The organism is Ruegeria sp. O6, assembly GCF_056535045.1.
In genome coordinates, this window is record NZ_JBQERM010000002.1 from 106,187 (window position 1) to 130,219 (window position 24,033).

Consider the following 24,033-nt stretch of genomic DNA (forward strand, 5'->3'; position numbering starts at 1 on the left):
GGGCGGTTTTACGCGCTCAGCGATTTGCGGCCGCGGGCGCGGCGTGCGTTCAGGATCTTGCGGCCGGCTTTGGTGGCCATGCGCGCGCGGAAACCGTGGCGGCGTTTGCGAACCAGGTTCGAAGGCTGATAGGTGCGTTTCATCGCTCCGTCTCCAATCTATAGCGGTCGGGTGCGGCGCGGATTCGCCTGGCCCTAGTGTTCGAAGCCCGTCCTCTACTGCCAAGCGAAGTGTAAGTCAAACCCCAACGGTCCGGTTTTCGCGGCTTTTGCAACAATTCTGTAAACCGGATGCAGAAAAGATTTCAAATCGGTCGATTATCGTCTGAAACTGTCACGTTCGCGGCCACATAGATCAAGGCCCCGTGAACCCCCTGTTGCCAAAAGCGCAAGCAGCGCATGTTGGGCGTAAGATGAAGCAAGAAGAACCGGAAGGCCAGATGTCCGAAACAAGCCACGCTCCACGAAACGGGTTGGCGCGTCATATCCCCTTGCTGGTGATTCTCGGTGTCGCCGCGGTGGGGTTTTTCACGCTGGGTGATTACCTGACTTTCGAAACCCTGCGCGACAACCGCGAAGCGTTGCTGGCGTGGCGGGACGCAAACTATTGGGCCATGGTGGCCGGGTTCGTTGCCGTCTATATCGTAATCGTCGCGTTTTCGCTGCCCGGGGCTGCTGTCGCCTCGATGACAGGTGGGTTCCTGTTTGGACTGTTTGCCGGAACGGTGTTCAATGTATTTTCGGCCACTATTGGCGCATCGGCCATCTTTTTGGCTGCCCGCTGGGGGTTGGGCAATGCTTTGACGGCCCGGCTGGATGCTTCAAAGGGGACGATTGGGAAGCTGAAAGACAGGTTGCGCGAGAACGAAATCTCGGTGCTGTTCCTGCTGCGGCTTGTCCCGGTTGTGCCGTTCTTTGTGGCCAATCTGGTGCCTGCGCTGGTGGGCGTCAAATTTCGCAATTTTCTGATCACGACGGCGCTGGGCATTATTCCGGGGGGTATCGTTTACACCTGGATCGGCGTTGGGCTGGGCGGTGTGTTCGACCGTGGCGAAACACCGGACGTATCTTTGTTGTGGGAACCCTTCGTCATTGGCCCCATTGTCGGCTTGTGTGTGCTGGCTGCTTTGCCGATTGTCATCAAGTCCCTGCGTGGCGGAAAGGACGCCTGACCCATGCAACACCTCAAGACAGATATCCTGGTCATTGGGGCCGGGTCCGGTGGGTTATCGGTTGCGGCCGGTGCCAGCCAGATGGGTGCGAAGGTGATCCTTCTGGAAGGGCACAAGATGGGCGGCGACTGCCTGAACTTCGGCTGCGTCCCGTCGAAAGCGCTGATCGCAAGCGGCAAAGCGGCCTTTGGTCAGGCGCATTCCGCCGCGTTTGGCGTGGCCGATGTAAACCCTCAGATCGACTATGCGGCGGCGAAGGATCATGTGCGGGATGTGATTGCCCAGATCGAACCGATGGACAGCCAGGAACGCTTTGAAGGTTTTGGTGTCCAGGTGATCCGCGAATATGGCAGCTTTATCTCCCCGACCAAAGTGCAGGCCGGAGATCATGTCATCACCGCGCGCCGGATCGTGATTGCGACCGGGTCGTCGCCAATGGTTCCGCCAATCCCTGGTCTGGACACTGTATCTTATCAAACAAACGAAACCATCTTCGACCTGCGCGAGCGTCCGGAACACCTGCTGATCATTGGCGGTGGTCCTGTGGGTATGGAAATGGCGCAGGCTCATGTCCGTTTGGGCTGTAAAGTAACAGTCGTTGAAGGGCAAAAGGCGTTGGGCAAAGACGACCCCGAGGCCGCGTCCGTTGTGCTGGAGGCTTTGCGCAGTGAAGGTGTCGTGATCCACGAAAACGCCGTGGTGGCCCAGATTCGCGGAAAGGATGGCGTTGTGGAGGTCGTGACCGAGAACGGCGATATTCACCGGGGCTCTCACCTTTTGATCGCCGCAGGGCGCAAAGCCAATATCGAGCGTCTGAAACTGACTGCGGCGGGAATTGACCGCACCAGAAACGGAATCAAGACGGATGGCAGCTTGCGGACGTCAAACCGCCGGGTCTATGCGATTGGCGATGTCGTGGGGGGGCTGCAATTCACCCATGTTGCCGGGTATCATGCGGGTATCATCATTCGATCCGCCTTGTTCGGCCTGCCCACCAGGGCGAAAACGGCGCATATCCCATGGGCAACGTTCACCGATCCTGAACTGGCACAGGTAGGTCTGACCGAAGCTCAGGCCCGCGACCGGCATGGCGACAGGCTGGAGGTTGCGCGCTTTGATTTTCACCACAATGACCGCGCTTTGGCCGAGCGCAAAACCAAAGGGTTCATAAAGGTCATGGTGGTGAAGGGCAGGCCCGTCGGCGCCACGATTGTGGGCCATCAGGCGGGCGAGTTGATAAACATGTGGTCGCTGGCTTTGGCCAATAATCTGAAGATGGGACAGATCGCTGCTATGGTTTCACCCTATCCGACAATCGGAGAGCTTAACAAACGCGTTGCTGGCGCTTATTTCTCTCCAAGGCTGTTTGAGAATCAGACAGTTAAACGTGTGGTCAGGTTTGTTCAGCGTTGGATTCCCTGACCTGTAAAGGAGCGTAAATTGAACTCGCTGTCGGGCCGATTTCTGATCCTGACGACGGTCTTCGTTATGTTGGCCGAAATCCTGATCTTTGTCCCGTCGATAGCCCGGTTCCGCGAGGATTTCCTACTGAACCGTCTGGAACGCGCTCAGATCGCATCGCTGGCTTTGTTGGCAGATGATATGCTGGCCGAAGATCTTGAGGCGGAATTGCTGGCGAATGCCGGTGTCTACAACGTTGTGTTGCGTCGGGATGAAGTCCGCCAACTCATGCTGTCGTCTCCGATTCCAGAGGCAATCACCAAAACATTTGATCTACGGGATGCCGGTCCATGGATTTTGATCCGGGATGCGGTGAGCCGGATATTCATACCTGAAAATGAAGTCATTCGTATCATTGGCGAGCCGGTCAAGGGCGCGGGACTGCTGATCGAGGTCACCATCGACAGCGCTCCCCTCCGTATGGCGATGGTTGATTACGGCCTGCGCATTCTGGGGCTGTCCTTTGTCATCTCGATCATCACGGCGTCCTTACTGTTCCTTGCGGTGCGCGTGGTTCTTGTCCGGCCCATCAAAAGCGTGGTTGGATATATGCAGCGCTATGCCAGCGCACCCGAAGATGCGCGCGGCATCATCTCTCCGAATTCCAGAGTGACAGAATTGCGCGAGGCGGAAGAAGCGCTGAAGATGCTGCAAACGGAACTGACGCAGGCTCTCAAACAGCGCGAGCGGTTGGCGCAACTGGGTGGGGCGGTTGCAAAGGTCAGCCATGACCTGCGCAACATTCTGACATCGGCGCAGCTGTTCACGGACAGGATCGAATCCAGTGATGACCCGCTGGTCCGGCGAATGGCTCCGAAGTTGGTGAATTCGATCACCCGTGCTGTATCGCTGTGTGAAAGCACATTGGCATTCGGCCGTGCAGAAGAACCTGCGCCCACCTTGACGATGGTGCCCCTGCGGACAATTGCGGCTGATGTCGCCACCAGCGAACAGCTGGCGGTCGCAGGGGGCTGCGTCGAGATCGTGAACGAAGTGCCGGAAGATCTGATCGCCCGCGCCGACCCCGAGCAGTTGTTTCGTGTCATCATGAACCTCGTGCGTAACGCAAGACAGGCGTTGGAAGCCTCGGGTAAGCCGGGTCACATCACCATCGTCGGGTGTGAATATCAGGATGCCTGGTGTCTTGAAATTCGCGACACCGGGCCGGGTCTTCCGCCAAAAGCACGTGAAAACCTGTTCACACCGTTTCAGGGTGGGGTCCGCAAAGGAGGCTCTGGCCTGGGCCTTGCAATCTCACAGGAACTGGTGCGCGGGCATGGCGGTAACCTGACACTGAAGGAGACCGGACCCGATGGAACGATCTTTGAAATCAGGCTTCCGCGTGGAGACATGACTTTTTGATTTTTTTTTGAAGAATCGGCTTGCACGTCTTTGACCACAGGTCTAAACAGCGCCTCACCAACGCGGACCGATAGCTCAGCTGGATAGAGTACTTGACTACGAATCAAGGGGTCGGGGGTTCGAATCCTCCTCGGTCCGCCACTGGTTTCCCTAAAAGGCGACATTAGTTCTGCACCAGCGACAGGACCTTGCCATTTTCGCCTCACTTCCTTCAGCCAGCACTTAGACCGATTTCATTGATCCTGACTTCCTATTGGGAAAATCAGGACTGATTTGCAGATAAGGCGCCGAAAGCGCCTGTTCCTGCTGATCTGCCACATGGCGACACGGATGGGGGCGAGGCAATGCTATTCGACAATAGTGGTGCGGCCCGCAGGCACAGCCGAGGACACGGTTTTGTCTAATAGGTTGCCCGAGGGGGAAGGCAGCGTCTTACCCCTGATGGGCAGGGGCGTTTGGCTTGCCCAAATCCCACTGGCCCACAAGGGGACAGTAACGCGCGTCATGACGGTACAAGGATTGCACAGATGCTTGCCTTTGGAGCGGATGGCATGATCGAAAACAGCAGGTCAAAGGTGTCAAGGAATTTGATTTGTCCCTGTCTGGACAGCAACATGATGCGACGGCGGCTAAAGCCGATGGATTGATTTTCGAGGAAAACTGCGCGGCGTGTCGCGGCGGTGACGGCCGCGGGGGTATGAAATCGGCGCGCCAGATTTGGGTGATGAAAGTTGGATCTTTGGGGGCGACCGGGATGACATCTATCACAGCATCTATTTTGGCCAGCTACATCGGGTTCAAGACATGGCACCTGTCCATGGTATTCGAGGTCTGGGAAAAACCACGCGGGCGTTTGCTGAACGCATGTCCTCGCATCCGAATTTGGAGATGGGTCTGCTGAACCGTCCGGGCCTGTGTGCTTGGGATGGCGGAGTTCCCATTTTTGAAGACGGTGTATTGATCGGTGCTATGGGTGTGTCCGGCGCAGCCGGTCCTGATGATATTCAGTGCGTTCTGGCTGGTTTGGTGGCTATTGGTCTGGGCGATTGAATCGAGTTTTACCGCCACGGCATGCGGAGCTGTTTGCAGCGCAATGGGCCGCGGTTGTGCGTCAATCAAAAGGCGTTTGCCCTGGGCGACATTATTCAAGAAGTGGATATTTGTGCACTGCGCAACACCATCACTCGCGGCCCCCAACAGACACTCAGCGCTCTGGTCTGACGCTGCGACCGCAGCCAGTCTCGCAGACCTTGGCTGTGCGCTCAGTACTTCGTTGAACACCGCGCAGCTTGTGCGGAAGATGGTCAATTTGGTTTGGCGTTGATGTCTTGCCTGGCGCGCAGTCTTTAGCTCGATCACGTTTGGCGGTCGGAAGCGGCGCACTTCATTCGGTGACTCCGAACTTGTCTAGGAGCGCCTCGGCGACATCGCGGATTGCAGCGCGCGCCGCTTTTGGGTCGGTTTTGGCAATATCATACAAAGCTATCATGGCCTCCGAACCTGATGCTGCTGTCAGCCCGTTCACCAAACGGGTCTTCTCAGTGGGTGAAAGATTTGCCGAGCAAAGGGCGTTTCTGAACATTTCGACCCGCCGCGCGCCGCGCCTGTCGCCGGGACCATGCACGAGCCAGGCATCCAAGCTACGCGCAAGGAACTGACGGAAGGCCGCTTCATTTTCGACTGAGAGGTCGAAAATATACAGAGCGACCGCAATCGTTTTTTTCCGTGCGCCCTCATGTCCTGCGACCACCTCTTCGTAAGGACGCACAGCCACGGCAAGTCCTGCTTCGTTGGCCAAAATCTGCGGGTCCGAAAAATACCGGTACGCAGTCGCGCGCGAAATTCCTTTCTCTGCCGCTGCGGCCGCAACAGTTACGGTTTCGCCACGCAACATCAGACTTCGCGCGCCCTCAAGAATCGCTTCGCGGGTTCTGGATCGTTTGCTGAGACTTGGCGCCATCAAGCACTCCAAAATAAGACACTTGCCTCATAATGAGACATATGTATCATAATTGCGTAAATGCGAACTAGAATCAACAAGGAGAAGCCAATGAACGTCCAACGTCACCGCACCTACGATGTCTTGGGAAATGTCGTTAAATTTCTGGCGTATCCTGACGAAACCGACGGCAAGTACTGCGTCATAGAGTGCATTGTTCCAAAGGGCGCAGGTGCCCCACCAAATATGCACGCCGGCGAAATGGAAGCATTCTACGTACTGGATGGTGAAGTTGCTTTTCACGTCGATGGAGAAGACATCGTTGCGAAGAAAGGCATGTTTCTAACAGTCCCTGATGGAGCGATACACGCCTTTTCCGGTGTCTCAGAGGAAGCGAAACTACTGATAGTGAACGCCCCCGGCGTGATGCACGAGCGGTTCTTTACGTCCGTCGGATCCGAATTGCCCGAGGGCGCAACGCGGCCTTTGCCGCCGAGCGGTCCTCCAGATATCCCGGCCCTGGTTGCAAAAGCATCTTCGTTGGGCATGACGATACTCGCGCCGGAGGTTGCAGATCACCGCGCCTAAAGAGCGATGAATCGACGGCTATCAGCGGCTGCTTATGGTCAATGCTTCGTTTTTTTGAATGTCACAATGGCATCGCGTGTGCGCCCGCAAGAGAGGACCACTACCATGTTTCGCATCGCAGAAATCGCCATTCGTGTTGAATACTTGGACCGGGCAATTGCGTTCTATCAAAATTTTCTGGGCTTCAAATTCCATCACCGCGAAGCCGGTGTGGTTTTTCTGGAAGTCGGCGCACTGAATTCGCCGCTGGGCAAAGTCGGGCACCCGCAACTTCTCGCTCTATTCGAGAGAGGACACTCCATCGATGCTTCGCTTTCAACGCTCGACCACATCGCCTTTGAGGTTCCCGACGCCCAATACGATCTGGAGCGGTCCCGTTTCGAAGGCCTGAAAATGATCATTCGCGAACGCTCATGGCCCGACAGTCTGCCCTGGAATGGTCGGTCGTTCTTTGCTCAGGATCCGGACGGTAATGTAATAGAAGTCATTGCTGCCAATACCGATTAACCCAAGGCCGAACTCCTTGCGGCCCTAACCGGACATTTACCTAGAGGGGCAAAGTCTTTGACCGTTCCTTGAAGCAGACGTTCTTATTGAGCGTCACTCATCAGATCACGAAGTACTTGCGATAGTGTCTTTCCGGCCATCTGGCTTACGTTAAAACGTAGAAACGAGTTCTTTGATTGAGTTGGGCTAAAGACATTTCCGGGTGCCAAAACAACATTTTTCTTAAGAGCTTTTCGCGCCATCGCAGCAGCATCCTGCCCGTTGGGCAGTTCGCACCATAGATAAAATCCACCTCTGGGCTTCACGAAAGGCCTTATGTCCAGCGTATTTAATTCTTCGATTGAACGCGCGCGGACGCGATCCAATTTGTCCCTAAGCGCCTCCATGTGTTTGCGATAGCTGCCATCAGTGAGCGCTGAATGTAGCAATTCTGTCACCATTGGGCTGGGGCCTCCGAAGCTGATCGCAACCTGAAGCTCAGTCAGAGACGCAATCCAGTCAGGGCGCGCTGCTATGTATCCACATCGCAACGATGCAGAAAGGGTTTTGGAGAAGCTCCCAATCGTGAGAACCCTATTCAGCCCATCCAGTGAAGCCAGCCTTGGCGAAAGATCAGGTTCGAACTCAGAGAAAATAGCATCTTCCACGATCTGCAAATCATAGGTTTCGGCCAAAGACAGCACACGGTGTGCAGTCGCTGCAGTGAGTGTCGCGCCCGTTGGGTTGTGCAATGCCGAGTTGGTCAGGTAGAGCCGTGGGCGCTCTCTCAAAAGCACGTTTTCAAATGCGGCAAGGTCGGGGCCGATAGGCGTGTAGGGCACACTGACAATGGAAATCTGGTGCGCTCTTAGAAGGGCCTGAAAGTTGAAATAACAAGGATCATCTACCAAAACGGTATCACCGGGCTTGAGAAGCAATCTACAAATCAAGTCCAGCGCCAGCGATCCGGAATTGGTGAGCAAAACAGTATCGGGATCTACCTCTATGTTCTGGTCGCACAGCATTCGTGCCACATGCTGGCGCAGACCAGAATGGCCCTGTGCACAGCTGTAATCTGTAAGCATATTGTCGTTGCCACGTGCCACTCGGCGCATCGCTCGCCGGAGCGACTCGACAGGCATCCAATCGGCAGGCATCCAGCCACATCCAGGCTTTGCCATGCCCTCGCTGGCGTCAATCGATTGTCGCGCAACCCAGAGCGGATCAATCTCGCGCTCAAGCAGCGGCCCGGTCTGTGAAACCTCGAACGGCTGTACGCGGTCTGACACATAGAAACCTGAGCCGCGTCGAGCAAAAATAGCTCCTTTTGCAGCCAAGACATCATAGGCCTCAACCACTGTCGAAGGTGACACGCCCAAGCGCGTTGCGAGGCCCCGGACCGAGGGAAGTTTTTCACCCGCACCCAGTGCCCGCGATCGGATGAGACGCGTTATGTGTTCCATCACAAGAGCTCTACGGGTTGCAACGGCCATATAAGATTGCCTTTGTATGGGACTGATGAACAGTACAGTTTACGTGAATTGTATCGCTTTGTATCTGCATTTTTCCCACCACTCCAGCTACAAGGTCCCAAAAGGGATCTTTCTTTATGAACTCCTCGTTTTCTGGCTGGGGCAGCGGACTACTCGGTGTGTTGATCTTCAGCGGATCACTACCCGCCACGCGGGTGGCTGTAAGTAGCCTAGACCCGCTCTTCCTGACATCAGCCCGTGCGGTTCTGGCGGCGGTTCTTGCAATTTTCTTGTTGGCCCTTTTCAGAGAGAAGCGACCCTTGCGCACGGATCTGATTTCTCTTGTTGTAGTTGCCTTCGGTGTGGTGATCGGCTTTCCGCTTTTGACGGCACTGGCACTGCAACACATCACAGCTGCGCATTCGATCGTCTTTATCGGCTTATTGCCCTTGAGCACCGCTGCTTTTGGCGTGCTGCGTGGTGGTGAGCGTCCGACCGCGTTGTTCTGGGTATTCTCAATCCTTGGCAGCTCCGCCGTCGTTGGTTTCGCGCTCTCCCAAGGCGCTGGCGGTTCGCTCATTGGCGGTTTCTTTATGGTAGCGGCGATCGTGGCATGCGGGTTGGGCTATGCTGAGGGAGCGCAGTTGTCGCGCCGATTGGGCGGATGGCAGGTGATTTCCTGGGCGCTGGTTCTATCCTTACCTATTATGGCTGCTTTCGCGATTCTGACATGGCCACCCACGTTAAACGAGCTGACCTTGCCGGTCTGGTTCAGTCTAGGCTACGTCTCGATCTTTTCGATGCTAATCGGTTTCATATTCTGGTATCGTGGCCTTGCACTTGGCGGCACAGCAGGCGTTGGACAGCTTCAGCTTCTTCAGCCGTTCTTCGGTTTGACTCTTGCGGCTCTTTTGCTCGCCGAGCCCGTTGCGCCATCCATGATCAGTGTCACGATCTTTGTGGTGATTTGCGTTGCGGGGGCAAAGCGTTTCGCGTGACGGCCCACTCCTGCCATCCACTGCCCAAGTCGGAAGCCGCGGTCGCAGCCCGCATTCCGGCGACGGTTGGATATGCAAAAGGCGTACCGATGGGTGCCGACCTTAGGGCCCCCTCCGAAGGTGCACAGGCACCAAGGTTCATGGTGGCAGCCCTTCGTGATCCAATTGGCGCTAACCTCGACCGCGTGCAAATCGTGAAAGGTTGGCTCAATGAGGACGGGACGACCGATGAGAAAGTCTTTGACGTCGCCTGGTCAGACGAACGCGAAACTGGCAGCGACGGAAAGGTTCCGCCCGTTGGTGATACTGTGGATGTTGCTTCCGCAACCTGGACCAACACCATTGGTGCCGCGGAACTTGCGACAATCTGGATTGATCCTGAATTCGACCCGGCGCGCCCGGCTTTCTATTACGCGCGTGTGCTCGAGATTCCGACACCACCCTGGTACGTCTACGACGCATACCGCTACGGTATCGACATCCCTGAAGGCGCTCCTACTTCGCAGCAGGAGCGTGCCTACACGTCTCCAATCTGGTACACGCCGCAAGGCTGACTGATTGCCAAGTTTGGGTTGAAAATAACGCGATCGACTGTTCGATGGTGCGGTTGAGAGTGGTACCGCCTCTCGTGCGAAAACAGGTCTCGGTGGAAAGACACGACACAACCTGAACAATATGCTGGCGGCGGCGTTCGGAAAGAGCCATTTGGAAAGCGTCGGACCTGTCTCACTTTTGGTGATCAACCCGAACTAATCCTTAGCAAAGTTGACGCCACTCGGACATTGATGTGCCAAAACGCGCAGCGGTGTCAGAGCGAATGGCGGCTAAGCGCAAAGTCTGCGACTGCGGTTCGATAGACAGAACCTCCGAGCTTCTGAACAGCGAATGTTGCCCCTTTTACAGGCGGCTTGCGCGCCCGATTAATTAAAAATCAGAAGAAAACAAGCGCCTTGGTTGCTTGGCACAACACTGAGTTGCCCACCAATTGCTTCCATGGTCGCTTTGACAATATTCAGGCCCATACCTGTGCCACCGGCCTCTCTTTTTGTCGTAAAGAAGGGCTGCAAAACCTTGTCCTTGTTCCCTTCACTGATACCGGCGCCATTATCTGCGATTTTTAGGCAGATGACACCGTCGACCTGATAGGCTGTCAGCACGGCATTCTGCGCGCCGTGTTGCTGAGCGTTCTCAAGCATATGTGTCAGCATGATGTGCAGGGTGGGTGCCGCGACGGGCAAGGGCAGGTGATCGTTCTCAGTCTTGATCGCAAGCGCGGGGAAAGTCTGGACGACCTGATCAGTGATGTCGTTCAGACAGCATGTACCGTTAATGGCGCTCTGATCGGCCAGGCTGAAGGCGCGCATGTTGGCCAGCAGATCCTCCATCCGCTTTCCGCCCTTGTCCACAGTGTCCAGCAGGCGGTGTTTCTGCGCTGGTGACAAATCATCGTCGCGCAGCAGCTCTGCCGCGCCTTTCAAGGCGGTGAGGGGTGACTTCAGCTCGTGGGTGACATGGGCGGTGTACGTTTTCAATCCGTCCTGCTTGTCCTGCAAGCGTTCCGTCAGCGATTGAAAACTCTGGCTCAGATCCGCAATTTCCCGCGTGCCAAGCTGGTCTGGTGGTTCCCATGCCTGACCACCGTGGCCCGCCATCTGGCTGCGCTGGATCAACAGGTGGATCGGCCGGGTGATGAACCGCCAGAACACGTACCCGATTAGCGCCGTGGACAAAGCAACAAATGCCGCGGCTTTGGCAAGGTTGAAACGTTCGCCGTACAGAAAGCGGAAAATATGGTTCGGGGTACGGCTTAGGTAAACCGCCCCGATAAGGGTCTGATCCACGAACACTGGCATCGCCACGAAAACGCGCACGCGGGCACCGCGGCTGAGGGTATAAAGCGCAGGCGTTGCATCCTCTCGCACGCGGGTGCGCGCGACCGAGACGGTTTTCCCTGAAAGGGCCTCGCGAACCTCGTCAACATGGCCCAGCTTTTGGCCGATTTCCGCAGTACCGGCAAACACGTTCCCATCGACGTCCAGCATCCGGTAACCCGCAAGGGTTTGCGCCTGGGCAGCGTTGGCGATGCGGCTAAGTGGGGCGGCGATGGCCTGATAAACCGAACCGGGTCGAACGGTTGCCGGTCGCGCGTCCGGGCGCGGCGGCAGAACCGTTTCGCGATTGACCGACAGCGATGGAAACACCGCGTGCTCGGTTGAGATTGCACTCGGGCGGGGCGGCTTGATCCCGGCTGCATCTGCATAAAGCTCGGCATACGCCGCTGACATGACCGCAGCCTGTGTCAGCAGGCTTTCTTCGGTCTGTTGCACCAGTTGACTGTCGTAAAAACGGAACAGGATCAGCCCGGCAAAGGGCAGGCACAGGACAATGCCCAGCACCAGCAGAACGATGGTCCACAATCTGGGGCGCCATTTGCGGTTCAGCCGGGCGTGCATGCACCCATCCTGAGGCCGACACCGTGAATGGTCACGATCCCTTCGGCACAGCCGGCCTGGGCCAGCTTGGCACGGACATTGCGTATATGGCTGTCAATGGTGCGGTCCGAGACGTGGATGTTGTAGCCGTAAAGCGCATCGATCAGCTGCGCCCTTGACAGAACACGGTCGGGACGGGCCATCAGAGTTGCCAGCAGCCGAAATTCCGAACCGGTCAGCGTCACGGGCGTTGAAGCGAACCTGCACAGGTGACGCTCTGCATCCAGGTGCAGGCTGCCTTGCGACAACACTGGATCGGGCTGGGCAGGTGTCGGAGCGCTGCGTTTCAGAATGGCCTTGATCCGGGCCACCAATTCGCGTGGGGAAAAGGGTTTCGTCAGATAATCATCGGCGCCCAGCTCCAGCCCGACGATACGGTCGACCTCGTCATCGCGGGCGGTCAGGAACAGGATCGGCACGTCCGAGGATTTGCGGATTTCCCTGCATACTTCCAGACCATCCTTTTCGGGCAGCCCGATATCCAGCACGATCAGATCGGGGCTTTCCTGGCGGTTTGTATCAAGCGCGGTCAGGCCGTCGCTGGCCAGAAGTGGCGCATAGCCTGCCTTTTCAATCGCGAACCTTGTTACCTCAAGGATATCCGGATCATCGTCGACAACAAGAATGCGTGCAGGCATCAAATGGGGTCCTTCAACTCTGCTGCCGATAATAGGCTTGTATCCGCCATCTCCGAAAGCCCCATTCGCGCCAGTTGGTGATTGCATCCTTTTTCAGATCATATCGCATCCACGCGTCACAGACTTGCTGTCCGGTTCTGGTTTCATGATCACGGATTGCTGGGTAAGCATCAGCACCAAGGCTGCATATGTAACCAGTGTCCTGTTGCATCAGAGCGCTGCCGTGGCTCAGATTATAGCTGGCAATGACTGATGCGAAATTCACAAAGTTGCAAGTATACAAGACTACCAGAAGCGCTGCAAAACAACGCCGCAGAAGCCAGATTGTATCGAAGCCGCGATGGATTTGCACCACGGTCAGCAGCAATCCGGTGAGAACCAGTGCCATCCAGATAAAGGCGGCCACCCGCAAATAGGTTAGCGCATAGGCGTCGACGTAATGATGCAGCCTGATAGCAGCTGTCATCACCAGGAACACGTTCTGCGCCAACCACGTGTAGATCAGAATGCGCAACGTCCGGTCCGCACCGATCATGCTGTGAGTGACCAGAGTGAATACGCCCGCCAACAGGGCCGTAACCACCAGCGGATAAGCGCCCCGATGGGCATAAGCGGCATAGCTCATCCCTTGAGGCAGGGATACACCCCCGGTCAGGATACCAAGGTCCATCACGGTTTGTACAAGGAACATCAGGTTGAACAGTAACAGCGAATTGCGCACCGAGATTGGATTGATCAGAAATGCGGCCCGGCTTGGGCCTGTCTTTGGCATGGTGGCGGGGCGGGCAATGCCGCCCAGCCATAGTTCGCTGAGGTTTAGGAACGGCCACAGCAGCGAGGCCATCACGCTCCAGAACAGAAGTCGCAGCCAGAAGTACCCTTCGAACAGGAGACTTGGGTCCAGCTCGGCCAGAAGGTCTTCCAGCACCGGATTGGCGGCGGCCAGCAACGCAAGGAAGACCGTACCCAATAGCAGGGGCAAGGCCAGCGATGCTGCGTGGCGGCGGCTGTCGGACCCAAGATCGGCGGCCACTGCGGTGCGACATGTGTCGCGCAGCAAAAGCGTCGCGCCGATGGAAGGCAGGCGCAGGGCGGAGCGCAGCAGCAGACGTTCGTTTACGGCCTGACCGAATAGCGCCCAGGTGGCCAGACTGACCAAACCAGCAAGGCTGAACAATAAAGATAGAAGCTGCAAATCGATGGCCACCGGCAGGTTGGTGAACAAGGCAAATGCGGCGGCTATGAGCCATTCCGTTGCAGTCGCCCGCCGGGGTTTCATCGCCATGATCGCGGCGGACAAGACCAGCGCGAAGACTGAGACAGAAATGCCTAGCGGTTGTTCCCAAAACAACCAATCTGCAAGCGCAACCAGCGATGCAAGAAGCGGGATCGCATGGCGCATTTTCAGCGTGGACATCAGAGAGCCACTCTGCTGTCGTCTGTTGCCTCCCCATCGGGGGGCTTCGTCCATCTTTCCCAGCCACCACGCGTCCAGCTCGATGCTGTCCGGCACGCCGCGAATTGTCAGTTCCTGCCTCATGTCCTGTCTCCTGCTTGCAGGTTTCCTTTCCCGGCAGATTGCCTGCGGCGCTTGCATCTTTGGCGCGACGTATCCGCAGCCTTCATGGGGCTTTCGTGCAGAAAATGTGCAGAGGCGGTGAAAGGCATTACCAACCACGATTTCCGAGCTGCAACTCGCGCCGCGCAATAAATGCGACGTGTCCAGACATTGAACTGCAAGCAAAAGCGCAGTGTGACACAGTTGAACCTTCCCCTGAGAAGCGGTTCGCCGTTATGGCTGGGGAAACGGAGGATCGAACATGGCTAACCCTCTCTATGATGATCTGTTTGGCATTCACGCCGACAAAGATACGGCTTTCCTGCACCTGACAGACGGGACGACCGTCACCTATCAAAACTTTCTGAGCACAGCCGCCCGGATCGCCCATGTGGCCACGCAACTGGGCCTAAAACCCGGGGACCGGGTTGCGGCTCAGGTCGATAAATCGCCTGAGGCGCTGGCGCTATACGCAGCATGCGCGCAGGCCGGTCTGGTTTTCCTGCCGCTGAACACCGCCTATACCGTGGACGAGCTGACGTATTTCATCGAAAACAGCGGCGCGTCACTTGTTGTCTGCGATGGCCGAAGCAAAGACCAACTGACCCCGATTGCCGAGCGTTTTGGGGGCAGGGTGGAAACGCTGAATGCGGATGGCTCGGGCTCGCTGATGGATCTGGCGGCAGCAATGCCAGACAGCTTTGCGACTGTGGATCGGGATGGTGAGGATCTGGCAGCGTTTCTTTATACGTCGGGCACCACCGGACGTTCAAAGGGCGCGATGCTGACCCAGAACAACCTGTTGTCCAATGCACGGACACTGGTCAAAGAGTGGCGGTTCACGTCGGAAGACGTTCTGTTGCACGCGCTGCCGATCTTTCACACGCATGGGCTGTTTGTGGCCACCAATATCATTCTGGCTGTCGGCGGAAGCATGATCTGGCTGCCAAAATTCGACCCTGATCAGATCATTAACAGGATGCCCGACACTACGTCGATGATGGGCGTTCCGACCTTCTATACGCGCCTGCTGGCAGACGCGCGTTTTACCAGCGAGCTGACCAAACATATGCGCTTGTTCGTATCGGGTTCGGCCCCATTGCTGGCGGATACCCATGCACAATTCCAGGAGCGTACCGGGCATCGTATCCTAGAACGCTATGGCATGACTGAAACCAATATGAACACCTCAAACCCCTATGACGGCGAACGTCGCGCGGGCACGGTCGGGTTTCCCTTGCCGGGGGTCGAACTGAAGATATGCGATGCAGTCGGCGACCCCTTGCCGAAGGGTGAAATCGGTGAGATCGAAGTGCGTGGCCCAAACGTGTTCAAGGGATATTGGCAGATGCCGGAAAAGACGGCTGCCGAGCTGCGCGAAAACGGGTTTTTCATCACCGGTGATCTGGGACGGGTCGACGAAGATGGGTATGTCCATATCGTCGGGCGCAACAAGGACCTGATCATCTCGGGTGGCTACAATATCTACCCCAAGGAAATTGAGCTGGTTCTGGACAGCCACCCCGGTGTTCTGGAGAGCGCAGTGATCGGCGTGCCGCATCCCGACTTCGGTGAAACCGTGCTGGGCCTGATTGTTGCCGAACCCGGGCAGTCTCCGGATCTCGACGCGGTCATGGAAGTAGTGCGCGACAGCCTGGCGCGGTTCAAACATCCCCGCACGCTTATTCAACTGGATGAATTGCCCCGCAATACAATGGGAAAAGTCCAAAAGAACATCTTGCGTGACCAGTTCAGGGACATGTTCAAAGCCGGGTCACAAGGCACATAATGGCAGAGCCTAGATAAGCGTCGGAAACTTGATATAGTCCTCAAAACCAATGGGGACAGAAGAATATGAACAATCGTTTGCGCAAAATCACCATCGTAGGTGGCGGCACGGCAGGCTGGATGACCGCGTTGATCCTGGACATGGTGTTTTCACGCACTTCAGCAACAAAAGACCGACCACATATCTGCCTGATCGAAAGCCCCAATATCTCGACTGTAGGTGTGGGTGAGGCTACGGTGCCGCGCATGCCGGTCACGCTCCGTCAGGCGGGCATTTCCGAACGGGATTTTTTCCGCGAGACAAACGCGTCCTTCAAGCTGGGTGTGAAGTTCTGCAACTGGAACAAAGACCCCAAAGGAAAACGCATCGATTACGTGAACCCCTTTGCCCATGGCCAGATGCTGGAAGGGTTGGACGCCGCCGAGTATTTCCTGCGCTTTGGCAATGGAGAGAGGGACTTTACACAGTCCATCTCGCCCCACGATCATCTGGGACGTCTGTGCAAAGGCGCGCGGCAGCTGGGTCAGCCCGAGTTTGAACAGCGTTTTGGCTATGCCTATCATCTGGATGCGGTGAAGTTTGCGGGTATGCTTACCACGGTCTGCAAAAAGCGCGGCGTCGAGCATATCCAGGACGAGGTACAGAAGGTCGAGCTGGATGAACAAGGCAACGTCAGCCATCTGATGCTGGAGCGGGCAGGACGTCATGACATCGAAATGGTCATCGATTGCACCGGGTTCCGCGGCCTGATCATCAATCAGGCACTGGGCGAGCCGTTTTTGGATTATTCGGACTATTTGCCCAATGACCGCGCCATGGCGTTGCAGGTCGAACACCGCAATCCCAATAAAATCGAAAGCCTCACGCGGTCGACCGCGCTGGGCGCAGGGTGGACGTGGCGGGTGCCGCTCTACAATCGAGTGGGTACGGGCTATGTGTTCTCCTCGGCGCATCGAACGGATGATCAGGCGGCCGACGAATATCTTGAATGGCTGGGTGACAGCGGCAAGGGTTTGACGCCGCGGATCATCCCGATGCGCGTCGGGCGCGTGCGCAATGCCTGGGTCAAGAATTGTGTGGCAATCGGTCTGTCAGGCGGGTTTATCGAGCCGTTGGAAAGTACCGCGATCCACATGATTGACCACGCAGTACGCTGGTTTGCAGAACACTTGCCGACGCGCGACGTCGCCCCTTCACTGCGGGCAAGATACAACCGGCAGATGGACAAGCTTTATAACGAGGTTCTGGAATTCATCTGCCTGCACTACCGATTGGGCAACCGAAAGGATGATCCCTATTGGATCGACGCGCGGACAGAGATGAAGATACCGGATCGGCTGGCCGAGAATCTGGAGTTGTGGCAGCACCGTCTGCCGATGGATCACGATGTGGAATTTGCCACGCTGTTTGACCATCGCGTTTATCAGACGGTTCTGTTGGGCAAACAGGTCTATGATACGGGTTACGGTACCGGCATACGAGATCGTTTGCGGCCGTTGAAGAAAGTGATCTGGTTCCAGGGCATGCAGCGCGCGAAAGAGGATCTTGCGCAGATAGTCAAAGTGATGCCGGATCATAAAACGCTGCTGCGCGATATCCGGGGTGAGCTGGAAAAACCGGTCTTTGGAATGGCGAACGTGGCGAAACCGACGGTTGCGATGCCGGGCACGAAACCCGCACCTGTTACGATCCAGAACATGCCGAACTTTGCTGAAATCCAAAGCGGCGCGAAGGATTTGCAACTGTTCTAACGGTTCTCTGCTCTTACGAAGGAAATTTAATAAACTGAAGGGCGTGGCATTCAGCCCCGGCCTTCAGGACGATTTAGCGCCAGCTCATACCCCGGTCTGACAAGTGCCTTTGAACCCGACCCGGATAATCAGAAACAATGGCATCCACACGCAGGTCGATCATACTGGCAATAGCTTCAGGGTCATTGACCGTCCAGACCGCAACGCAAAGGTCCAAATCCTTGGCCCGTTCGACGTTTTCAGCAGTTACATCCGCATAATACGGGCACCACAGTGAGCCGCCCGCTTGCTTGACCAATCGCGGAATATCGCCCTCGCGGCCGCGAAAATCCGGGCAGACTGCTTTGGAAGAATCCTCCCCTACATCCTCGGCGTTTTCGGGAAGCTGGGTCAGATAAGAAGATGGTATATCCGGCGCTTGCCGCTGACATTCTTCCAACAGATTCCAGTCGAAACTGTGCAGCACCACACGCGACGACAGCGCCTTGGAACGAACCTCTTGCAGGACAAGACTGACAAACGTCTCTCTGTAGCGCGCGTCATGGGCCAAATCGGGGTCCGATTTCAGCTCGAGCATCAGACAGGCATCGCTATGTTGGGGGTCACTCACCAGATCCAGCAGGTCAAGTAGTCTTGGAACGCGAACGCCATCCATTAGCGCCTGATCTGGAAATCGCCGACCATAGGCAGAATTCCCATCCAACCGCCCGATATCGAACTTCTGAATCTGCTCAAACGTCAGAGTTGAAACCTTCGGCTCTTCCCCGGTCAAGAACTGGCCGTCAGCATCGCGAAAACTGGGGGCGTGCAGCCGGTGATTATGGGTTATGACGGGGATGTCGTCAGCCGTGAGGACAACATCAAACTCCAGAAGCGGCACGCCAATGGACAGCGAAAAGTCAAAACCAACCATGCTGTTTTCAGGCAACACACCTCGCGCACCCCGGTGGCCTACGATGCGGATCAGATTGTCGCCCCCCCGGAAAGCCTCGACCTGAGGGAACGCCATCAGCCTTCCAGCCTTTCACCGGTAGATCGGTCAAACAGATGCAAATGGTTTGAGGACACAGAAAACCGCATGTTCGGATGTCGGCCTTCAATCGGGTGCACGCCCGGAAGGCTGATCGTGATCGGATCGCCCGAGCCGGTCAGTTGACCGTGCAACAGCGTGTTTGCCCCCAGTGGTTCAGCCATCTGAATCATGGCGTCAATCGGGCCATTGTCATCCAGCAATAGATGCTCGGGTCGTACCCCCAGTTTGAAGGCAGTATCAGGGCCCTGCGACGAACCAACCGCGACCCCACCAATCATGACGGTTCCGTTTTCGCGTCGGGCCTCAAAGACATTCATCGCGGGGCTGCCGATGAACTGCGCCGCAAACAGGGTTCTTGGTGTTTCGTATACCTCTAGCGGTGTGCCTACCTGTTCGGCGATACCGCCGTTCATGACGATCATCCTGTCGGCCATTGTCATGGCTTCAACCTGATCGTGGGTTACATAAAGCGACGTGATCCCCAGTTTTTCCTGAAGCTCACGAATCTCAAGCCGCATCTGCACGCGAAGCTTGGCATCCAGGTTCGAAAGAGGCTCGTCAAACAGGAACACAGCAGGTTCGCGGACAATCGCGCGACCCATAGCCACTCTCTGTCGTTGGCCGCCTGACAGTTGCCTGGGTTTGCGATCCAGCAATGGTTCAAGCTGCAATAGCCTGGCCGCCTCGGTCACTTTTTGATCGATCTGAGCCTTGGGCAACCCTGCGATCTTAAGGCCATAACCCATGTTCTGCCGGACCGACATATGCGGGTAGAGCGCATAGTTCTGGAACACCATGGCAATGTCGCGATCCATCGGCTCTTTTTCGTTGGCCCGTTCCGCACCAATCCGGATTTCACCCGCGGTCACGGTCTCAAGCCCTGCCACCATCCGCAACAGCGTGGATTTTCCGCAGCCCGAAGGGCCAACGATGACAATGAACTCGCCATCTTCGATGTGGATGTCGATGCCATGTATGACATCTGTCGGGCCAAAGCTCTTTTTGACATTCTCCAGGGTTACTGTTGCCATTTTCTATTTCTCGCTATCGACAAGGCCGCGGACAAAAAGCTTTTGCATCGACACCACCACGATGACCGGCGGGATCATCGCCAGAATGGAGGTTGCCATGATGACCGGCCAATCAGCTACATCATCGCCAGACGGGAACATCTGCTTGATGCCCATCACAATGGTGTTCATTTCAGGGTCGGTGGTGATAAGCAGCGGCCACAGATACTGGTTCCACCCATAGATAAACAGGATGACGAACAGTGCCGCGATGTTTGTCCGGCTCATCGGTACGACGATATCGATGAAAAACCGCATAGGCCGGGCACCATCCACACGCGCAGCTTCGGCCAGCTCGTCCGGGATTGTCAGAAAGAACTGACGGAACAGGAAGGTCGCCGTGGCCGAGGCGATCAGCGGAAAGATCAGCCCGTAATAGCTGTTGAGCATGCCGAACCCGGCCACGACCTCAAATGTCGGAACGATGCGCACTTCGACCGGCAACATAAGGGTCAGGAAGATCAGCCAAAAGAACGTTGTTCGACCGGGAAAGCGGAAATAGACGATTGCAAATGCCGACAGCAGTGAAATGACGATCTTGCCCACTGCGATCCCGATGGCCATCACAAGGCTGTTGAACAGCATCGTTGCGACGGGGACATTCACGCCGGAAAACAAGGCTGCCTTGTAGTTCTCCCAGAACTGATCACCCGGCAAAAGCGGCATGGGTGGTGATACAACTTCCGGCTGGGTAACGGTTGAGGCGACAAATGCCAGCCAAATCGGAAAGAAGATGACCAGGACGCCAAGGATCATCAGGGCATGTGTCAGCCAGATACCCGCTCCGCGCTTTTCGACCATTCCGTGCTGTTGGGCTGCCATCAGTAATGCACCCTCTTTTCCACGTACTTGAACTGAATGACGGTCAGAAGGCCGACGACAATCAGCAAAATGACCGATTGCGCCGAAGACGAGCCCAGATCCTGACCGACGAACCCGTCTGAAAAGACTTTGTAAACCAGAATGGTCGTGGCCTGCTGCGGACCGCCACCGGTGATTGTGTGGATTACGCCGAAAGTTTCAAAGAACGCATAGACCACATTCACTACAAGCAGGAAAAACGCTGTCGGTGACAGCAACGGCAGGACAATCGTGAAAAACCTGCGCCAGAACCGTGCGCCATCGATCGCTGCGGCCTCGATGACCGACCGCGGAACCGACTGGAGTGCGGCGAAGAAGAACAAAAAGTTATAACTGATGCGCCCCCAGGCCGAAGCGACGACCACAAGCCCCATCGCCTCGGTGCCATTCAAGACGTGGTTCCAGTCATAGCCCAGCTGTCCAAGATACCACGACACGACACCGACGCGCGTGTTGAACATGAACAGCCATAGCACACCCGCAACCGCCGGTGCGACTGCATAAGGCCAAATCAGCAGCGTCCGATAAGCTCCGGATCCTTTGATCAGCCGATCTGCAATGACTGCCAGAAACAGGGCCGGGATCATGGAGCAGAGCGTAACAAGCGTCGAAAACACGGCCGTGGTTACAAAGGATGCGCGATAAAACTTGTCGCTTAGCAGAAATTCAAAATTGCCCAGACCGACGAACTTGGACGACAACCCGAACGGATCTGGGATGAACAGCGACTGCCACACAGCTTGTGCAGCGGGATAAAAGAAGAATACGGCAGAAATGACGACCTGTGGGGCGATCAGCGCCAATGGCAACAGCCAGCCGCGGAATGTGACGCGTTTTTCCATCCTGATGACCCGCCGGGAAAAGTGGATGCGGGCTCTGCCGAGCCCGCACCGGATTTCAGAGGTTTATTGATTCGCCGATTCGAACCTGCGCAGAAGCGCGTCACCGCGTTCTTTTGCGCTGTCCATGGCTTCCTGGGCAGTTTTCTCACCGGCCCAGATGGCCTCAAGTTCCTCATCGATTATACCGCGAATTTGATCGAACGATCCCAGACGCAGACCTTTCGAATTTGCTGTCGGCTCTTTCGCGGTCATCTGGATCACAGCGATATCGGTGCCCGGGTTTTCATCATAGAAACCGGCCGCACGAGTCGCTTCACCGGCTTCTGCGGTAATCGGAAGATAGCCGGTATTCTGGTGCCATGCCGCCTGAACGTCGGACGAGGACAAGAAGCTAAGGAACTCGCCAACGCCTTTGTATTCTTCGGGATCATGACCTTCCATCACCCATAGGGATGCACCGCCGATGATGGTGTTTTGAGGCTCGCTTGTGACCGCTTCCCAATACGGCAGCGGGCGCACATCAAAGTCGAACTCGGCCTCGGCTTTGATCCCGGCATACCCGGCCGAGCTTTCGGTGAACAAGGCACATTCTCCGGCCCTGAAGTTTGCGCCGCCTTCATTTCTGCGACCGGTATAGATGAATTTCCCATCCTTGGCCCAGTCACCCATGGCGCTCAGGTGCGCGACCTGTACCGGGCCGTTCAGCATCAGTTCTGTGTCCAGACCGGCAAAACCATTGTCCTGCGATGCAAACGGAACGTTGTGATAGGCTGACAGGTTTTCCAGGTGAATCCAGCTTTGCCATGCCGTCACCAGCGGGCAGTCCTCGCCTCCGGCTTTGAGTTGCTCCAGCACATCGCCGACTTTTTCCCAAGTTGACAGGTCAGTATCAGGATCAACACCTGCCGCCTGCATGGCGTCGCGGTTGACCCACAAGACCGGCGTGGACGAGTTGAACGGCAGCGACAACATATCACCGTCGGTGGTGGTGTAGTAACCCTTCACCGCGCCGATATAGGCATCGGGATCAAAAGACGCGCCACTTTCAGCCATGACTTCGTAGACCGGCTTGATCGCGCCTTTTGCTGACATCATCGTTGCGGTGCCAACCTCGAAAACCATCAGGATGTGTGGCTGTTCGCCAGCACGGAAAGCGGCAATGCCAGCGTTCAGGGTTTCTGAATAGTTGCCCTTGTGGCTTTCGACCACGACAAACTCATCCTGACCGGCGTTGAATTCTTCAACCTGCGCTTTGACAAGTTCGCCAAGGCGGCCGGTAAAGGCATGCCAGAATTGAACTTCGGTTTGTGCCATTGCCGCCAAGGGGGACAAGGCAGTTGTAACGGCAAGAGCGCCAAGCAAATTCTTTTTCATGATTCCTCCCATGCATCAGGTTTGATGCTTCGTTGAGTACCGACTGCAACGCGTATTCGACACACATGACGATTTCACGACGTTACCGTTACAGAAATATAATTCAAGCCCTACTTATTGGCAAAAAACATAATACAATGTTATACAGTGTGAATAAAAAAGCGGAACTGGGTCTGCAATGAGACAAACTTTGAGAATTCGGCAATTGGAAGCACTCATGGCGGTGACCACCAATGGTTCGGTCACAGCAGCGGCCGCCGATTTGGGGGTGAGCCAACCAGCTGTCAGCAGGTTGCTGTCGGATCTTGAAAAATCGTTTGGTTTTCAACTTTTTGATCGCCGCAAAGGGCGATTGGTGCCAACCCAGGAAGTTCGCTATCTGCAACCCAGCGTGGACCGTGTCCTGGAATTGATGAAGCAGATATCGGACGCGAGTCAGAATATCACACAGCGTAAAGCCGGGCATATCCGCGTCGCCTGCCTGCCCGGTTTCGCCACCAGCCATCTGCCGGATGTTGTGGCAAGTTTTCTGAAAGACCGGCCAGGTGTCACCATGACGATCGAACCGGACAGGCCGGAACGGATATTGGAATGGATGGTTGGCGAACAATATGACTTTGGAATCACCGATGGCTTTAACGGTCATCCGGGGGTCGAAAGCAGAAATGTAGATGTGCGCACGGTTTGCGTATTCCCGAAAAATCACGCGCTTGAGAACCTCTCGGAGGTGACGCCATCCGATCTTGCAGATGAGAACATCATACATACGCGGCGCGACAGCGACTTTTTCGGACGGCTTTCGAAGGCATTTCAGCAGGCCAATGTTACACTCAACTCTCATATCGAAGTCCGGCAATTCACGGCGGCATGTGAATTGGCCATAAAAGGCGTTGGTGTCTCAATCGTCAGCGAACTGGACGCTGTCCATTACACAGACCGGGGGCTAAGCTACAGGCCATTCAAGCCGTTTTTGCCGCATACACTTTCGCTGGTACGCCCGGTTCTGAAGCAGCCGTCTTTGATAACACTGGAGTTCATCGAGCATTTCAGCGAAAGTCTGAATGCGTTCAGAACACTTGCGTGAGGCTGCGGTCACCGGGACGAAGGATACCTGCCCGCGTTTCCAGCCAACACTCTCCAGAAAAAGC

General features: G+C 56.0%; 22 protein-coding genes and 1 tRNA gene. 12 read left to right on the plus strand and 11 right to left on the minus strand.

Features of this window, described 5'->3' with window-relative positions; genetic code table 11:
- Positions 1-8: 8 nt before the first annotated feature.
- Entirely contained in the window at positions 9-143 is a 135-nt protein-coding gene (rpmH, locus tag ACR0DY_RS03760) for a 50S ribosomal protein L34 (RefSeq protein ID WP_005980833.1), read from the minus strand.
- A 269-nt stretch (positions 144-412) separates the two neighbouring features.
- Here rpmH and ACR0DY_RS03765 point away from each other — a divergent pair, with 269 nt between their 5' ends.
- From ACR0DY_RS03765 to ACR0DY_RS03785, 5 genes are all read left to right on the plus strand, one after another.
- Positions 413-1,171, plus strand: a complete 759-nt coding sequence (locus ACR0DY_RS03765) for a TVP38/TMEM64 family protein (RefSeq protein ID WP_267366121.1) — start codon at positions 413-415, stop codon at positions 1,169-1,171.
- 3 nt (positions 1,172-1,174) lie between these two features.
- Positions 1,175-2,593: a dihydrolipoyl dehydrogenase family protein gene (locus tag ACR0DY_RS03770; protein WP_480547307.1), complete on the plus strand. Its 1,419-nt coding sequence runs from the start codon at positions 1,175-1,177 to the stop codon at positions 2,591-2,593.
- Between the two features lie 18 nt (positions 2,594-2,611).
- Positions 2,612-3,994 carry an ATP-binding protein gene (locus ACR0DY_RS03775; RefSeq protein WP_480484751.1) on the plus strand — a complete coding sequence of 461 codons (1,383 nt, stop codon included), beginning with the start codon at positions 2,612-2,614 and terminating at the stop codon, positions 3,992-3,994.
- A 64-nt stretch (positions 3,995-4,058) separates the two neighbouring features.
- Positions 4,059-4,135: transfer RNA gene (locus ACR0DY_RS03780), tRNA-Arg, on the plus strand.
- A 576-nt stretch (positions 4,136-4,711) separates the two neighbouring features.
- Positions 4,712-5,044 carry a GlcG/HbpS family heme-binding protein gene (locus ACR0DY_RS03785; RefSeq protein WP_480483845.1) on the plus strand — a complete coding sequence of 111 codons (333 nt, stop codon included), beginning with the start codon at positions 4,712-4,714 and terminating at the stop codon, positions 5,042-5,044.
- Between the two features lie 334 nt (positions 5,045-5,378).
- Here the strand turns inward: ACR0DY_RS03785 and ACR0DY_RS03790 are convergent, their stop codons facing one another.
- Positions 5,379-5,954, minus strand: a complete 576-nt coding sequence (locus ACR0DY_RS03790) for a hypothetical protein (protein ID WP_480483844.1) — start codon at positions 5,952-5,954, stop codon at positions 5,379-5,381.
- Between the two features lie 90 nt (positions 5,955-6,044).
- On the opposite strand from ACR0DY_RS03790, the gene ACR0DY_RS03795 reads away from it, so the two are divergent.
- Together ACR0DY_RS03795 and ACR0DY_RS03800 are read left to right on the plus strand one after the other, a co-directional pair.
- The gene (locus tag ACR0DY_RS03795; protein ID WP_480483843.1) at positions 6,045-6,521 is read left to right on the plus strand and encodes a cupin domain-containing protein; all 477 of its coding nucleotides are present in this window, start codon (positions 6,045-6,047) and stop codon (positions 6,519-6,521) included.
- Between the two features lie 105 nt (positions 6,522-6,626).
- Positions 6,627-7,028: a VOC family protein gene (locus ACR0DY_RS03800; protein ID WP_480492723.1), complete on the plus strand. Its 402-nt coding sequence runs from the start codon at positions 6,627-6,629 to the stop codon at positions 7,026-7,028.
- Between the two features lie 83 nt (positions 7,029-7,111).
- Here ACR0DY_RS03800 and ACR0DY_RS03805 read toward each other — a convergent pair whose 3' ends face one another.
- Positions 7,112-8,500, minus strand: a complete 1,389-nt coding sequence (locus ACR0DY_RS03805) for an aminotransferase-like domain-containing protein (protein WP_480483841.1) — start codon at positions 8,498-8,500, stop codon at positions 7,112-7,114.
- 116 nt (positions 8,501-8,616) lie between these two features.
- On the opposite strand from ACR0DY_RS03805, the gene ACR0DY_RS03810 reads away from it, so the two are divergent.
- Positions 8,617-9,477 (plus strand): DMT family transporter, encoded by an 861-nt coding sequence (locus ACR0DY_RS03810; protein ID WP_480483840.1) that lies wholly within the window; start codon positions 8,617-8,619, stop codon positions 9,475-9,477.
- Positions 9,474-10,031, plus strand: coding sequence for a DUF3604 domain-containing protein (locus ACR0DY_RS03815; RefSeq protein ID WP_480483839.1), 558 nt, complete (start codon positions 9,474-9,476; stop codon positions 10,029-10,031). The genes ACR0DY_RS03810 and ACR0DY_RS03815 overlap by 4 nt, the downstream gene beginning before the upstream one ends.
- Before the next feature lie 366 nt (positions 10,032-10,397).
- Here ACR0DY_RS03815 and ACR0DY_RS03820 read toward each other — a convergent pair whose 3' ends face one another.
- Genes ACR0DY_RS03820 through ACR0DY_RS03830 form a run of 3 tightly spaced genes read right to left on the minus strand, consistent with a single transcriptional unit; the run spans position 10,398 to position 14,147 of the window.
- Positions 10,398-11,930, minus strand: a complete 1,533-nt coding sequence (locus ACR0DY_RS03820; RefSeq protein WP_480483838.1) for a sensor histidine kinase — start codon at positions 11,928-11,930, stop codon at positions 10,398-10,400.
- The gene (locus tag ACR0DY_RS03825; RefSeq protein WP_209505965.1) at positions 11,915-12,607 is read right to left on the minus strand and encodes a response regulator transcription factor; all 693 of its coding nucleotides are present in this window, start codon (positions 12,605-12,607) and stop codon (positions 11,915-11,917) included. Before ACR0DY_RS03825 ends, ACR0DY_RS03820 begins: the two co-directional genes overlap by 16 nt.
- A 13-nt stretch (positions 12,608-12,620) precedes the next feature.
- Positions 12,621-14,147 carry a DUF4153 domain-containing protein gene (locus ACR0DY_RS03830; RefSeq protein ID WP_480897828.1) on the minus strand — a complete coding sequence of 509 codons (1,527 nt, stop codon included), beginning with the start codon at positions 14,145-14,147 and terminating at the stop codon, positions 12,621-12,623.
- Between the two features lie 280 nt (positions 14,148-14,427).
- Between ACR0DY_RS03830 and ACR0DY_RS03835 the strand changes: the two genes are divergently transcribed.
- Positions 14,428-15,954: a malonate--CoA ligase gene (locus ACR0DY_RS03835; RefSeq protein ID WP_480897829.1), complete on the plus strand. Its 1,527-nt coding sequence runs from the start codon at positions 14,428-14,430 to the stop codon at positions 15,952-15,954.
- A gap of 65 nt (positions 15,955-16,019) precedes the next feature.
- Positions 16,020-17,705, plus strand: coding sequence for a tryptophan halogenase family protein (locus ACR0DY_RS03840; RefSeq protein WP_480897831.1), 1,686 nt, complete (start codon positions 16,020-16,022; stop codon positions 17,703-17,705).
- A 73-nt stretch (positions 17,706-17,778) separates the two neighbouring features.
- Here the strand turns inward: ACR0DY_RS03840 and ACR0DY_RS03845 are convergent, their stop codons facing one another.
- From ACR0DY_RS03845 to ugpB, 5 genes are all read right to left on the minus strand, one after another.
- The gene (locus ACR0DY_RS03845) at positions 17,779-18,714 is read right to left on the minus strand and encodes a glycerophosphodiester phosphodiesterase family protein (RefSeq protein ID WP_480546163.1); all 936 of its coding nucleotides are present in this window, start codon (positions 18,712-18,714) and stop codon (positions 17,779-17,781) included.
- Complete coding sequence (ugpC, locus tag ACR0DY_RS03850) at positions 18,714-19,769, minus strand: sn-glycerol-3-phosphate ABC transporter ATP-binding protein UgpC (RefSeq protein ID WP_480546164.1); 1,056 nt, start codon at positions 19,767-19,769, stop codon at positions 18,714-18,716. Before ugpC ends, ACR0DY_RS03845 begins: the two co-directional genes overlap by 1 nt.
- A 3-nt stretch (positions 19,770-19,772) precedes the next feature.
- Complete coding sequence (gene ugpE, locus ACR0DY_RS03855) at positions 19,773-20,609, minus strand: sn-glycerol-3-phosphate ABC transporter permease UgpE (protein WP_267365578.1); 837 nt, start codon at positions 20,607-20,609, stop codon at positions 19,773-19,775.
- Positions 20,610-20,629: 20 nt separating this feature from the next.
- Positions 20,630-21,511: a sn-glycerol-3-phosphate ABC transporter permease UgpA gene (gene ugpA / locus ACR0DY_RS03860; protein ID WP_209505975.1), complete on the minus strand. Its 882-nt coding sequence runs from the start codon at positions 21,509-21,511 to the stop codon at positions 20,630-20,632.
- 63 nt (positions 21,512-21,574) lie between these two features.
- The gene (ugpB, locus tag ACR0DY_RS03865; RefSeq protein WP_480483833.1) at positions 21,575-22,885 is read right to left on the minus strand and encodes a sn-glycerol-3-phosphate ABC transporter substrate-binding protein UgpB; all 1,311 of its coding nucleotides are present in this window, start codon (positions 22,883-22,885) and stop codon (positions 21,575-21,577) included.
- Between the two features lie 178 nt (positions 22,886-23,063).
- Between ugpB and ACR0DY_RS03870 the strand changes: the two genes are divergently transcribed.
- The gene (locus ACR0DY_RS03870; RefSeq protein ID WP_209598847.1) at positions 23,064-23,969 is read left to right on the plus strand and encodes a LysR substrate-binding domain-containing protein; all 906 of its coding nucleotides are present in this window, start codon (positions 23,064-23,066) and stop codon (positions 23,967-23,969) included.
- Positions 23,970-24,033 lie beyond the last annotated feature (64 nt).

Excerpts from the sequence above, each read along its gene's own strand:
- ACR0DY_RS03790 (WP_480483844.1), bottom strand. The coding sequence starts at position 5,954 with ATGGCGCCAAGTCTCAGCAAACGATCCAGAACCCGCGAAGCGATTCTT.
- ACR0DY_RS03840 (WP_480897831.1), top strand. The coding sequence starts at position 16,020 with ATGAACAATCGTTTGCGCAAAATCACCATCGTAGGTGGCGGCACGGCA.
- ACR0DY_RS03810 (WP_480483840.1), top strand. The coding sequence starts at position 8,617 with ATGAACTCCTCGTTTTCTGGCTGGGGCAGCGGACTACTCGGTGTGTTG.
- ACR0DY_RS03825 (WP_209505965.1), bottom strand. The coding sequence starts at position 12,607 with ATGCCTGCACGCATTCTTGTTGTCGACGATGATCCGGATATCCTTGAG.
- ACR0DY_RS03800 (WP_480492723.1), top strand. The coding sequence starts at position 6,627 with ATGTTTCGCATCGCAGAAATCGCCATTCGTGTTGAATACTTGGACCGG.
- ACR0DY_RS03870 (WP_209598847.1), top strand. The coding sequence starts at position 23,064 with ATGAGACAAACTTTGAGAATTCGGCAATTGGAAGCACTCATGGCGGTG.
- ACR0DY_RS03845 (WP_480546163.1), bottom strand. The coding sequence starts at position 18,714 with ATGGCGTTCCCTCAGGTCGAGGCTTTCCGGGGGGGCGACAATCTGATC.
- ugpB (WP_480483833.1), bottom strand. The coding sequence starts at position 22,885 with ATGAAAAAGAATTTGCTTGGCGCTCTTGCCGTTACAACTGCCTTGTCC.
- ugpE (WP_267365578.1), bottom strand. The coding sequence starts at position 20,609 with ATGGTCGAAAAGCGCGGAGCGGGTATCTGGCTGACACATGCCCTGATG.
- ACR0DY_RS03795 (WP_480483843.1), top strand. The coding sequence starts at position 6,045 with ATGAACGTCCAACGTCACCGCACCTACGATGTCTTGGGAAATGTCGTT.
- ACR0DY_RS03765 (WP_267366121.1), top strand. The coding sequence starts at position 413 with ATGAAGCAAGAAGAACCGGAAGGCCAGATGTCCGAAACAAGCCACGCT.
- ACR0DY_RS03820 (WP_480483838.1), bottom strand. The coding sequence starts at position 11,930 with ATGCACGCCCGGCTGAACCGCAAATGGCGCCCCAGATTGTGGACCATC.
- ACR0DY_RS03805 (WP_480483841.1), bottom strand. The coding sequence starts at position 8,500 with ATGGCCGTTGCAACCCGTAGAGCTCTTGTGATGGAACACATAACGCGT.
- ACR0DY_RS03770 (WP_480547307.1), top strand. The coding sequence starts at position 1,175 with ATGCAACACCTCAAGACAGATATCCTGGTCATTGGGGCCGGGTCCGGT.
- ugpA (WP_209505975.1), bottom strand. The coding sequence starts at position 21,511 with ATGGAAAAACGCGTCACATTCCGCGGCTGGCTGTTGCCATTGGCGCTG.
- ugpC (WP_480546164.1), bottom strand. The coding sequence starts at position 19,769 with ATGGCAACAGTAACCCTGGAGAATGTCAAAAAGAGCTTTGGCCCGACA.
- ACR0DY_RS03830 (WP_480897828.1), bottom strand. The coding sequence starts at position 14,147 with ATGAGGCAGGAACTGACAATTCGCGGCGTGCCGGACAGCATCGAGCTG.
- ACR0DY_RS03835 (WP_480897829.1), top strand. The coding sequence starts at position 14,428 with ATGGCTAACCCTCTCTATGATGATCTGTTTGGCATTCACGCCGACAAA.
- rpmH (WP_005980833.1), bottom strand. The coding sequence starts at position 143 with ATGAAACGCACCTATCAGCCTTCGAACCTGGTTCGCAAACGCCGCCAC.